General features: G+C 72.8%; 13 protein-coding genes. 2 read left to right on the top strand and 11 right to left on the bottom strand.

Annotated elements, in window-relative coordinates; translation table 11 throughout:
* The 5 genes from AB0M82_RS43340 to AB0M82_RS43320 all read right to left on the bottom strand — a co-directional run.
* On the bottom strand, window positions 1–495 hold a 495-nt coding region (locus AB0M82_RS43340), incomplete at its 3' end, for a flavin reductase family protein (RefSeq protein WP_364735220.1).
* Between the two features lie 129 nt (window positions 496–624).
* Window positions 625–1,443, bottom strand: coding sequence for a xanthine dehydrogenase family protein subunit M (locus tag AB0M82_RS43335; protein ID WP_364735218.1), 819 nt, complete (start codon window positions 1,441–1,443; stop codon window positions 625–627).
* Entirely contained in the window at window positions 1,440–1,913 is a 474-nt protein-coding gene (locus AB0M82_RS43330) for a (2Fe-2S)-binding protein (RefSeq protein ID WP_364735216.1), read from the bottom strand. The genes AB0M82_RS43335 and AB0M82_RS43330 overlap by 4 nt, the downstream gene beginning before the upstream one ends.
* Window positions 1,910–4,171 carry a xanthine dehydrogenase family protein molybdopterin-binding subunit gene (locus AB0M82_RS43325; RefSeq protein WP_364735214.1) on the bottom strand — a complete coding sequence of 754 codons (2,262 nt, stop codon included), beginning with the start codon at window positions 4,169–4,171 and terminating at the stop codon, window positions 1,910–1,912. The genes AB0M82_RS43330 and AB0M82_RS43325 overlap by 4 nt, the downstream gene beginning before the upstream one ends.
* An 82-nt stretch (window positions 4,172–4,253) precedes the next feature.
* Window positions 4,254–5,018: a sulfite exporter TauE/SafE family protein gene (locus AB0M82_RS43320; protein WP_364735212.1), complete on the bottom strand. Its 765-nt coding sequence runs from the start codon at window positions 5,016–5,018 to the stop codon at window positions 4,254–4,256.
* 173 nt (window positions 5,019–5,191) lie between these two features.
* Between AB0M82_RS43320 and AB0M82_RS43315 the strand changes: the two genes are divergently transcribed.
* A complete protein-coding gene (locus AB0M82_RS43315; RefSeq protein WP_364735210.1) occupies window positions 5,192–6,268 on the top strand; it encodes a LacI family DNA-binding transcriptional regulator in 1,077 nt (358 codons plus the stop codon).
* A gap of 48 nt (window positions 6,269–6,316) precedes the next feature.
* Here the strand turns inward: AB0M82_RS43315 and AB0M82_RS43310 are convergent, their stop codons facing one another.
* The 6 genes from AB0M82_RS43310 to AB0M82_RS43285 form a co-directional block, all read right to left on the bottom strand.
* Window positions 6,317–6,733, bottom strand: coding sequence for a hypothetical protein (locus AB0M82_RS43310; protein ID WP_364735208.1), 417 nt, complete (start codon window positions 6,731–6,733; stop codon window positions 6,317–6,319).
* Window positions 6,730–7,203 (bottom strand): hypothetical protein, encoded by a 474-nt coding sequence (locus AB0M82_RS43305; protein ID WP_364735206.1) that lies wholly within the window; start codon window positions 7,201–7,203, stop codon window positions 6,730–6,732. The genes AB0M82_RS43310 and AB0M82_RS43305 overlap by 4 nt, the downstream gene beginning before the upstream one ends.
* Complete coding sequence (locus AB0M82_RS43300) at window positions 7,200–7,643, bottom strand: hypothetical protein (protein ID WP_364735204.1); 444 nt, start codon at window positions 7,641–7,643, stop codon at window positions 7,200–7,202. The genes AB0M82_RS43305 and AB0M82_RS43300 overlap by 4 nt, the downstream gene beginning before the upstream one ends.
* Before the next feature lie 53 nt (window positions 7,644–7,696).
* A complete protein-coding gene (locus AB0M82_RS43295) occupies window positions 7,697–8,143 on the bottom strand; it encodes a hypothetical protein (protein ID WP_364735202.1) in 447 nt (148 codons plus the stop codon).
* A gap of 375 nt (window positions 8,144–8,518) precedes the next feature.
* Window positions 8,519–10,012, bottom strand: a complete 1,494-nt coding sequence (locus AB0M82_RS43290; RefSeq protein WP_364735200.1) for an FAD-dependent monooxygenase — start codon at window positions 10,010–10,012, stop codon at window positions 8,519–8,521.
* A 3-nt stretch (window positions 10,013–10,015) separates the two neighbouring features.
* Entirely contained in the window at window positions 10,016–10,978 is a 963-nt protein-coding gene (locus tag AB0M82_RS43285) for an MBL fold metallo-hydrolase (RefSeq protein ID WP_364735198.1), read from the bottom strand.
* Window positions 10,979–11,076: 98 nt separating this feature from the next.
* On the opposite strand from AB0M82_RS43285, the gene AB0M82_RS43280 reads away from it, so the two are divergent.
* Window positions 11,077–11,607: a MarR family transcriptional regulator gene (locus tag AB0M82_RS43280; protein ID WP_364735196.1), complete on the top strand. Its 531-nt coding sequence runs from the start codon at window positions 11,077–11,079 to the stop codon at window positions 11,605–11,607.
* The last annotated feature ends 148 nt before the right edge of the window (window positions 11,608–11,755 follow it).

The following is an 11,755-nucleotide window of genomic DNA, read 5'->3' as shown; positions in this document are numbered from 1 at the left end:
CCGCTGCACCCGAACCTCGATCGCCACGATCCCGCCGCGCTGCCGCGGGTCCTCGTCCGCAACCGGATGCACGGCTTCGACGACTGCCTCCATCGCCACCGGGCACTCGGCGACCCGCGGCGGCGCCACGGTCTCCGAAGGCACCGGCGTCAGCCCGGCCCGCTCGAACTTCTCCGCGACGTGGAAGTACCCACGCTTCTCCTTGCCGGGCGGCACCGGGTCCGACCCGGTGGTCAGGGCCAGCCGGTCGACAGCACCGGCGAGCGCGTCCGAAGGCAGGTTGAGCACGCACTCACGGGTCCGCAGGACGTTCTGGGTGGTCTTGGAGCGCGCGCCGAGCCCGAGCATCGCGCGCCAGCCGAGCCAGAACGCCGACGACATCGGGGCCAGGTTCGCCGAACCGTCTTCGTTGGTGCTCGAGATGAGGACCACCGGGGTGCCGAAGTAGAGGATGCCGGGCTCGATGGCCGTGTGCGCAAGGGTTTCCGTCTTCACGACGTCGATCCTGCCGTCGGCGGAATACCCGGCGCTGGCGGAAATCGGCCGTCGCGATCACCGGCGGACCCACGGCTGGTCCGAAGGAGCCGTGAGGGGCACCCTTGGGAGAGTGCCCCTCACGGCCGGTCAAGCCCGGCCGGCCGCCGTGGTCAGTCCCCGGCGGGTGAGCACCCGGGCCAGGTGGCGGCGGTACTCCGCGGTGGCGTGCGGCTCGTCCGGCGGGTTCGTCCCGTCCGCCGCCAGGGCAGCCGCCTCGGCGATCGACGCGCCCGAGGCCAGCGCGGCCTCCGTGGCCGACGCCCGCAGCGGCACGCCGCCCATGTTGACCAGGCCGACGCGGCCGCCGACGACGGCCACCCCGACCATCGCCCAGTCGATCGCGCGGCGGGTGAACTTCTCGAAACCCCACCCGGCGCCGGTCTGGCGAGGGACCCGGACCTCGGTGAGCAGTTCGTCCGGCTCCAGCGGTGTCGTGAACGGGCCGAGGAAGAACTCCGCCGCCGGGATCCGCCGCTCGCCCGACGGACCGCGCGCGACCAGCACGGCGTCCGAGGCCAGCACCGCCGCGGGCAGGTCCGCCGCGGAGTCCGCGTGCACCAGCGAGCCGCCGAGCGTGCCGCGGTGGCGGACCTGCCGGTCGCCGACCTCGCCCGCGATGTGCGCCAGCAGCGGCGCGTGCTCGCGCAGCACCGGGTCGCGCTCCAGGTCGCTGTAGCGGGACAGCGCGCCGATCACGACGTCTTCGCCGTCGAGCCGGACGTACCGGAGCTCGTCGAGCGGGCCGATGTCCACCAGGTACTCCGGCGCGGCCAGCCGCAGCTTCATCAGCGGCAGCAGGGAATGCCCGCCGGCCAGCACCTTCGCGTCGTCGCCGTGCTCGGCGAGCGTGGCCAGCGCCTCGTCCACAGTGGACACCCGCTGGTAGCGGAACTCGGCGGGGATCATCCGTCCACTTCCTGACCCGACGCGTCGATCACGGCGCTGACGATGTTGTGGTAGCCCGTGCAGCGGCACAGGTTGCCCTCGAGCCCGGCCCGCACCTCGTCGCGGGTGGGCTTCGGGTTGTCGGCCAGCAGCGACACCGACGCCATGATCATCCCCGGCGTGCAGAACCCGCACTGCAGGCCGTGCTGCTCGCGGAACGCCCGCTGCACCGGGTGCAGCCCGTCTTCCGTGCCGTCCGACAGTCCTTCGACGGTGGTGACGGCGTGCCCGTCGGCCTGTGCGGCCAGCACCGTGCACGACTTGACGGACTCGCCGTCGAGCAGCACCGTGCAGGCGCCGCACGACGTCGTGTCGCAGCCGATGTTCGTGCCGGTGAGCCCGGCGGTGTCGCGCAGGAAGTGCACCAGGAGCGTCCGGTCCGGCACCTCCTCGGCCACCGGCCGCCCGTTGACCTCGATCGAGACCTTCACCGCTGGTTCTCCTTAGCCTTTTCCAGTGCGGCCCAGACGCGGATCGGCGTCGTGGGCATGTCCAGGTGCGTGACGCCGCGCGTGCTCAGCGCGTCGATCACGGCGTTGTGCACCGCCGGCGTCGAGCCGATCGTCGCCGCCTCGCCGATTCCCTTGACGCCCAGCAGGTTCCGGTCGGTCGGGGTGGCCATGTCGACGAGCTCGAAGTCCGGCAGCTCGGCGGCGGTGACGAACGAGTAGTCCGCCAGTGTCGCGGTCGTCGGGTTGCCGTCTTCGTCGTAGGTGACGACCTCCATCAGGGCCTGCGCCGCGCCCTGCCCGAGGCCGCCGTGGCGCTGCCCGCGGAAGGTCAGCGGGTTGACGATCGGGCCGGCGTCGTCGACGGCGACGATCCGGCACAGCTCGACCTTGCCGGTCTCGGTGTCGACCTCGACCACCGCGAGGTGCGCGCCGAACGGGAACGTCGGCGCGCCGCCGCCGAACCAGACGTCGGCCGAGAGTTTGCCCTCGCCGGCGGTTTCGGCGACCTGAGCCCAGCTGAGCACGGTGCTCGACGGCGCGCCGCGGACCTGCCAGACGCCGCGTCCGGCGTCGAGCTCGAGGTCGTCCGGCGCGGCTTCCAGCAGGTCGGCCGCCAGCTCGCGGGCCTGCGCGATCACCTCGTCGGCCGCCTGCCGGATCGCCGAGCCGCCCAGCTGCAGCGACCGGGAGCCGAACGTGCCGATCGCCTTCGGCACCTCGTCGGTGTCGCCGTGGCGGACGGTGATCTTGTCCAGCGGCACGCCGAGCTGGTCGGACAGGAGCATCGCCAGCGACGTGCCGAGCCCCTGCCCGTGCGGCGAGCTGCCGGTCCAGGCGACGACCGAGCCGTCGGGATGGATGTCGACGCGGCCGCTCTCGCCACCGCCGTCGCCACCGGTGATCTCGACGTAGGAAGCGATCCCGAGGCCCAGCTCGACCGGGTCGCCCGCCTCCCGCCGCCGTCGCTGCTCGGCCCGCAGGCCGGCATATCCCGCGGCGTCGAGGGCCTTGTCCAGCGCCGCCGCGTATTCGCCGGTGTCGTAGGACGCGCCGGTCGGGGTCTGGTACGGGAACTCGTCGGGCCGGATGAAGTTGATCCGGCGCACCTCGGCCGGGTCCAGCCCGGCTTCCGCGGCGAACATGTCCATCGCCCGCTCGACCGCTGCCGTCGCCTCCGGGCGGCCCGCGCCGCGGTAGGCCGCGACCGGCGTGGTGTTCGTGACCACCGCGCGGCTGCGCGTCTCCACCTTGGGGAACCGGTAGACGCCGACGGCCATCAGCTCGGTGAGCGTCGGCAGGAACAGGACTCGCGGGTACGCGCCCGTGTCCTGGATGACGTCGAGGCGGTACGCGAGGACGGTGCCGTCGCGCTTGCCGCCGATGGTCACCGTGTTCTGCTGCGCGCGGCCGTGCGTCATCGCCGTCAGGTTCTCGCTGCGCGACTCGACCCAGCGCACCGCCCGCCCGAGCCGCTTGGCGGCCCAGCCGAGCACGGTCACTTCGGGGTCCGCGCCGATCTTCGCGCCGAACCCGCCGCCGACGTCCGGCGCGATCACGCGCACGGACTCTTCGCCGACACCGAGGCTCGCGGCCAGCTGCATCCGGGCGATCTGGGCGTTCTGTGTGGACAGCCAGACCGTCAGCCTGCCGTCGTCGCCCCACGCGCACGAGGCGCCGCGCACCTCCAGCGGCGCGGGCGCGACGCGCTGGTTGACGATGGTCTGCGAGACGACGACGTCGCAGCCTTCGAAGATCGCGTCGTCGAACTCCGCCGCGCCGTTGACCTGCACGATGTTGCTGCCGGTCGCCGGGAACAGCAGCGTCTCGCCCGCCAGCGCGGCGTCGATGGTCGCGACCGCGGCCAAGGGCTCGTAGTCGATGTCGACCAGCTCGGCCGCGTCGGCCAGCTGGTAGCGCTCTTCGGTGAGGACCAGCGCGACGGGTTCGCCGACGTAGCGCACCACGTCGTCGGCCAGCCACGATTCGAGGACCGGCCCCGCCGGGTGCGGGTCCAGCCCGAGGTCCGCGGCGGTGAACACGCCCAGCACTCCCGGTGCCGCCTTCGCCTCGCTCACGTCGATGCCGCCGATCCGCGCGTGCGCGATCGGACTTCGCACGAACATCGCGTGCGCGGCGCCGGACAGCGCTTCATCCCGCAGATCGTCCACGTAGGTGCCGCCCGCGGTGATCAGATTCTGATCCTCCTGGCGGACCACCCTGGTTCCGACAATGCTCATCTGGGTCTCCTGCTCGCCGATACCCCGCCGATCATGCCCGTTGACGGGGCTGCCGTCAGCCAACGGGGCGGTGGAACTCGCTTCAAGCCGCGAAAGCCTGCCAGCCGAGCACGGCCGCCAGACCCAGCCCGGCGACGCCGATCCCGAGCCGCAACGGGGTCGCCGGCAGGTGGCGCACGAGCGTCGATCCGAGCCACGCGCCGCCGAGTGAGCCGAGGCAGACGGCGAGCGCGGCCGGCCAGACGACCTTGCCGGTGACCGAGAAGACGATCGCGGCGAGGAGGTTCGCCGAGCCGGTGACCAGGTTCTTCGCCGCGTTCGTCCGGGCCAGCGGCTGGCTCCACACCGACACCAGCAGGGCGAGCATGAGCACGCCGGCGGCGGCGCCGAAGTAGCCGCCATAGCCGCCGATGAAGAACGCGGCGACGCCGGTCGCCGGGCGCAGGCCGTGGTGCTCGGCGCCTTCGGCCAGCCGCCGCAGCCGCGGGCCCGCGATCAGCACCAGCGACGCGCCGCCGATCAGCCACGGCACGATCACGGTGAACGCGCCGGCCGGGGTCAGCAGGAGCACGATCCCGCCGCACGCGCCGCCGGCGGTGGTGATGAGGCAGAGCGGCACGAGCCGCGGCCGCTGCCCGGCGAGCTCGGGCCGCGCCCCTGCGGCGGCGCCGGCGGTGGTGCCGAGCATGGCGACGGTGTTGGTGACGTTCGCGGTCACCGGCGGCAGGCCGGCGGCGAGCAGGGCGGGGTAGGAGACGAGCGAGGCCAGCCCGGCGATGGCGCCGGTCAGGCCGGCGCCGACACCGGCGAGCACGAGCAGGAGCAGCACACCCGGGTCGAGGATCACGTCGTCATCTCAGCACGGCGAGGCGGCGGACCGCGCGGGAGCCCGCACTGTCCACATCGGACATCCGACGGGCGGGAACACCGGCTCGGGACGTCGCCGGACGGCGTGGCGGACCGGCGACGCGGGGAATGTCCACCGGACTTGATCGATCTCGCACCGGTCACGACGGGCCCGTGGGCGAGTACCTTGGCAGCACCGGGCTGGCCATCCCCGGATCGGGAGGACGGATGCGCGTCACGATCGCCGAGGTCGCCCGCCGCGCGCGGGTGAGCAAGACGACCGTGTCGAGAGTGCTCAACAACAAGGCCGATGTCGACGCGGCGACCGCGGTCCGGGTGCGCGAGGTGATCGCCGCGACCGGGTACATCCCCAGCGCCGGCGCGGTCGGGCTGGCCCGCGGCGTGACCCGCACGGTCGGGATGCTGGTGCCGGGGCTGACCTGGCCGTGGACGGGCGAGGTGCTGCAGGGCGTCGCCGACGTCGTCGAGTCGGCGGGCTACGGCCTGCTGCTGAGCACGACCAACCGGGGCGCCGACTCGCTGGACGGGTTCTCCCGGAAGGTGTCGGCGAAGGCGTTCGACGGCCTGCTGCTGGTGGAACCGCCGGAGGCGGTGCGGCACCTGCGCGTGCTGCACGACTCCGGGCTGCCGGTCGTGGTGATCGACGACCGCGGCCGCCGTCCCGCGTTCCCGTCGGTGGGCACGGACAACCGGCAGGGCGGCGCGGCCGCGGCCCGGCACCTGCTGGACACCGGCCGCACCCGGCTCGCCATGGTCACCGGGCCGCGCGACTTCGGCTGCGCGAGCGACCGCCTCAACGGCTTCCACGACGCCGTGCGCGACGCCGGCCTGACGCTCGACCCGCGGCTGATCATCGAAGGCGACTTCATGAGCGAAAGCGGCGAAGCCGCGATCCTCCAGCTCCTGGAAACGGGTCCGGAGTTCGACGCGGTCTTCGCGCACAACGACCTGATGGCGGTGGGGGTGCTCGCCGGGCTCCGGAAAGCCGGGCGCGCGGTGCCGGCGGACGTCGCCGTGATCGGCTTCGACGACATCCCCCTGGCCGCGCACACCCAGCCACCGCTCACGACGATCCGCCAGCCCCTGCGGGAGATGGGCGAGGCGGCGGCCCGCCGGCTGCTGGCCCGGCTGGGCGGGGTGCCCCAGCCGGAGGAGCCGCTGATCGTGCCGACCTCGCTCGTGGTCCGCGAGTCCACCGCCAAGCGGACTGCCGCGGCCGGTCGTGAGTGAGAAACAGGGTGAGAAAACCCGGGAGGCCGCGGTCGCCGGTCTCGGTGGTCAGCATCCGTCCGTCTCCGTCGACCGGACGCTGTGCCAGCTGCCCGCCGAGGCGCGGACGCTGAGGACCGCGGGCCTCGCGGTCAGGCCGGTGAGGGTGACCGCGGTGGCCGTCGAAGTCCCGATGATCGCGGGTGTCCCGTTCTTGTTGGTCGCGCCGTAGATTTCGAACTGTGGCGGCAGGCTGCCGGTGTAGCTCCAGCTCAGCGAGATCGAGTAGGGGCTGCCGGTGCAGCTCTTGGCGGTCACGGCCGGCGGGCCGGGGACGGCCAGCATGACGGCTTTCGCCGCCGAGGCGCCGGCACCGGTCTTGAGCCAGGCGGCTTCGGCTTTCGCGTCGCCGACCGCGACCAGGCCGGTGATCGCCAGCGCACAGGCCACGGTGGCCATGCCGGCGGCGAGCAGGATCCGGCTCATGAGCTCGCCACCGTCACGACGACCGGGATCGAGAACACCGCGCCCTGACAGCCGTCGTCCACAGTGGACCCCATCGCGACCGCGTCGGTCAGGGTGAGCGTCGTGCTCCCGCCGGCGGGTACCGCGCTCTGCGGGGTCTGGACCTGCCACGAAACGCCGGTCGTGGTGCAGGTGCCGATACCGCCGGAACCGGTCGGTGCCCCGGTCCCGGCGGCCACCCTGGTCACCACCACCGGATAGGGATTGGGGTTGTTGACCAGGAGCTTGGCGGTGCCGGTGGCGCCGGGGTAGAGCAGACCCGAGGTGATCGCCGAGGCCGTGCCGGTGGTCGGCGCGCTGGCCGTGGTGGCCTTCGCCGTCGCCGCGCCGGAGCCGGAGCTCGTCCACGCCGCGACGGCGATCCCGCCGCCCAGCGACGCGCTGACCGCCGTGGTGACCACGAGCACGCGGCGCAGGGTGGGGTTCTTCATGACTTGACCGCCGTTCCGGTGTACGTAAGGGGGAAGGTGAGGCCGCGGCACGCGTTCGGCGCGTCGGGGACCATGTGGGTGGTGAGGGCGACGTCGGCGGTGCCGTTGCCGCGGACCGTGACCGGCGCGGCGAGCGCGTCGACCTTGACCGACGAAGCCGGGCAGGCCGGGACGGGCCGCCCGCCGCCGTCGACGGGCCGGCCGACGGTCGTGCCGAGCGTCTGGACGAGGATCGGGAAGTTCTCGGCGTTGCCGAGCCGCACCCATCGGGTGCCCGTCGCGCCGGGCACCAGTGCGGTGGCCCGGCCGGGCACGTCGGAGATCGTGAACTGCTTGATGCCGTTGCTGTTCGCGGCCGGCGCTGCTGCCGACAGGCCCACGACGAGCCATGTGAGCACCACGAGCGCGCCGGCCGGAACGCCGAACCGCCATCTGGACATGGTGTCCTTCCGGGGAAGGGCGGGGCGGCGCGAACGCCGCCCCGCCGGGGTCATCAGGCGTTCGAGGCGAGCGTGGCGGTCAGGGGCAGCGTGAAGGTCTGGCTCTTGCAGGCGTCGGTGGCGGTGGCGGCCATCGTCGCGTGCAGCGTGTAGGTACCGGTCCCGCCGGCGGCGATCGAGGTGAGCGGGGTGACCGCGGCACTGGTGACGGTCCCGGCGGCGCACGAGTTCACCAGGGCGGACGACCCGGCGCTGATCGAGTTGACCACGATCGGGTAGCTGTTCGGGTTGTCGATCGTCACCGTGAAGTCGGTCCCGCCGCCGGGGTAGAGGGGCGTGCCCAGGCTGGCGGATCCGATGGTCGACTCGATCGAGGTGGTCGAGGTGACCGAGCCGGAGCCCGCGCCGTTGCTGAGCCAGGCCGCGTAGGCGACCCCGGCCACGACGGTGAGACCGACGGCGCCGAGGACGACTGCGGATCGCTTGCTGATCTTGCGCATTGGAGATCTCCTGGAGTTCGTTACGGGAAGTGGGAAGCTGATGCGGCCCTGGTGAACCGTTACGAAGAGTGTGCGACCTCGGAGGCGCTCATTACTCCGGGCAACCGGCCTGACTTGTCAGGGCCGGAGGCCACTTGATCTTCCGGCCCGGGGGTGATATGTGCGCGCACGGTCGATGTATCCCGGAACGCTACGCGCGAACAAGAGACGTTTTGACGTCGTGACCTGGACATTCCCGAAGCCGGTCGGCAGGAAGGCCGCCTTCGGTCACCGGCGGCCACCGGGTCCGGCAGGCGTCCGCGGGTCCCCTCCCAGGCTACCCGCACGTGTTCCGACCCGTAACTTAAGGTAGTAATTCATCCGCTGTCGAGTAACTCACGGCAAGCAGTGGCAGAGAGCGTTCCGCACCGCCGCCGCGGTCGGCTCCGGCAGGACCGCCGCGACGTACGCGTCCGGGCGGACCAGCCAGGCCTCGCCCGGCCGCGCGCCCAGCGCGCCGCCCACCGGGATCTCCGCCGACCGCATTCCCAAGGCCGCCACGCCCGGGGTCGTGAGCAGCAGGAACCCTTGCCGCGCCAGGTCGCGCAACCGTCCACTCGGGACGGTCACGTCCGGCAGGAGGATCCCCGGGCCGGGCGGCGGCAACGCGCCGCGCGGCGGCCGTCCGGTGAACGGGCGCCGCGGGTCCGGTGTCGTCAACGGCGAGTCCGCGTACCAGAACGGCTCGGCCAGCCGTCCCGAATCCACCCGCGGGTGGACCGCCGGGTCGTGGGCCGCCCGCGTGAGGACGTCCTCGCGGTACCGGCGCCGCTCTTCGTCCTGCGGCACCAGGAAGTCCATCGTCGCCGTCGTCACTTCGGCGTTCTCCACGGCCGCCGCGTGCCGCTCGGTGTGGTAGCTCTCCAGCAGCGCCTCCCCCGCGTGCCCGCGCAGGACCCAGGCCAGCTTCCAGGCCGCGTTCTCCGCGTCCGCGACGCCCGAGTTGAGCCCGCGCGCCCCGAACGGCGCGACCAGGTGCGCGCAGTCCCCGGCCAGCAGCACCCGCCCGACCCGCATCCGCGAGACCAGGCGCGTGTGGAACCGGTACACCGAGCGCCAGACGACCTCGTACGGCGCCGGCCCGATGATCGCCCGGATCCGAGCCTCCAGGGCCCCGCCCGACTCCTCGGCGGCGAGGTCGTAGTCCTCGGGGACCTGCCAGTCGATGCGGAACTGCGAGCCGGGACACGGATGGATCAGCACCTGCCGCCCGGGGTTCCACGGCGGGTCGAAGTAGAAGCGGCGCTCCGCCGCCCAGCCCGCCAGGTCGGCCCGGATGTCGCAGATCAGGAACAGGTCCCGGAACGAGACCCCGGCCAGGTGCTGCCCGAGGGCCCGCCGCACCGCGTCGCCGTGCGCGCCGGTGCAGGCGATCGCGTAGTCCGCCTCGATCCGGCGCGGCCCGTCCGGCGTCTCGCAGTCGATTTCGACGCAGCCAGGCTGCGTCAGGCCGGTGACGCGGTGGCCGCGCCGGACGTCGATCAGCGGCTGCCGCGCGATCAACCCGTCCAGGACTTCTTCGACGCGGGCCTGGGACAGGTTGACGAACGGCGGGAGCGCGGACCCGCCGTCCGGCAGCTTCAGCGAGAACAGCGCGGTGTCCCGGTGGAACGTCCGCGCGGTCGTCCAGGTGAGGCCTTCCTCGGCCAGGCACCCCGCGCCGAGCGATGCCCACACGTCCAGGGTGTCCCGTTGCTGGCAGATGGCCTTGGACCCCAAGGGATCACGCCGCTCGTGCTCGTCGACGAGCACCACCGGCACGCCCCAGCGCGCGAGCAGCAGCGCGGCCGTCTGACCGACCGGTCCGCTGCCGAGAACGGCGACCGTCATCGCTCAGTCCTGCAGCTGGTCCCAGACTTCGCGGTCGCGTTCGGCCGTCCACACCACCGGCCGCTCGATGCCGGACAGCTCGTCCCAGAGCCGGGAGACGTCGAAGGGCAGGCAGTGCTCGAAGATCGGCCAGTGCCCGTACTGGCCTTCGAGGGCCGCGCGTGTCCGTTCGAAGGCTTCCTTGAGCGCGCCGCCGGCGTCGTGGACCGCGCCGACCTCGCGGATCATCGTGGTCAGGAAGTGCCGGGTCTGCGCGATCGCGGCCTCCACCGCCGCCGCCCCACGGCTCACCCCGCCGCGGCCGCCGACGAGCACCTCGGCTCCGAACGCGGCGACGCGGTCCAAAGTGGACGACGCCCAGTCGCGGTGGAAGGCGTCACCGGTGTACAGCGCGGCTTCCGCCTCCACGAGGTCGCCGGCGTAGAGGATCTTCTGCCGCGGCAGCCAGGCCACCAGGTCGCCTTCGGTGTGGCCGCGCCCGCAGTACTGCAGCACGAGGTCGCCGCGGTCGCCGCCGAGATCGATGGTGAGCCGGTCGGAGAAGGTCAGCGTCGGCCAGGTCAGCCCCGGCACCGATTCGGCGCCCTTCGCCAGCCGCGGCATCCGGCCGAACTCGCTCTCCCAGTCCTCCTTGCCGCGCTCGGCGACCAGGGCACGGGTGTTCTCGTGCGCGACGATCACGTCCGCGTCGAACGCCGACGCGCCGAGCACGCGCACCGCGTGGTAGTGGCTCAGCACCAGGTAGCGCACGGGTTTGCCGGTGTGCTCCCGCAGTTTCGCGAGCCACTCGCGGGCCGCCACGGGCGTGGCCAGCGCCTCGAAGCAGACGAGGAAGTCCTCGCCCTCGATCGCGCCGATGTTCGGGTCGCCCTCCGCCGTCAGCGCGTAGACGCCGTCCGCGAGCACTTCGAGGGTTTGCGCTTTCTCCGCCAGGTCGGCCGAAGAGGCGAAGGCTTTCTTCGTCACGGCGAGAGCTCCTTGATCGTCAAAGGTTTGACTATCCTGGGGTCAGGCTAGCCCGCCGAACCGCCGCGGGGAACCCTCGATCGCCTAACGTGGGCCGCATGACCGACCGACCGGCCGACCTGGACTACCTCTCGTTCGTCGACTACGCGATCGGGAAGACGCGAGCCGAGCTGCCCGCGACCGACCCGGTCGCGATGCGCCTCGGCCTGACCCTGCACCGGCTGGCCGGCGCGCTGGTCTACGACTGGGAGTCGACGGTGCACCGGCCGCGCGGCCTGAGCTGGGGCGGGTTCCGGGTGCTGTTCGTGTTGTGGCTGGCCGGCCCGCTCGAGTCCCGGCACACGGCCCGGCTCGCCGGGATGAGCCGGGCCGCGGTGTCGGCGCTGGTCAAGACCCTGGAACGGGACGGGCTGGTAACCCGCGCCCAGGTCCCCCACGACCGCCGCGCGGTCGAGCTGGCGCTCACCGAAGCGGGCCACACCGCGGTCACCGACGCCTACCAGGCGCACAACACACGAGAACAGGCCTGGGCGGCGTCGCTGACGCCGGAGGAGCGCACCGTCCTCATCGGACTGCTGGAGAAACTGACCACGAGTCCCGCCGCCGCGGCGGCCCAGCGCCTGGCCTGACCCGCCGACCGAAAGCCGTGAATGTCGCATTGAGGGACTTCAAGTCCCTCAATGCGACATTCACGGACGTTGAGCGGGAGGGTTCAGGCTGACCCGCGGGTCGGTCAACGGGCGGCGGGGGGTCGGGGGGGGCCCCCCCCGGCCCGCC

This window comes from Amycolatopsis sp. NPDC051128 (assembly GCF_040682715.1).
Taxonomy (GTDB): Bacteria; Actinomycetota; Actinomycetes; order Mycobacteriales; family Pseudonocardiaceae; genus Amycolatopsis.
Note: the sequence above shows the minus strand (reverse complement) of the source record. Positions and strands in the feature narration are given on the sequence as shown.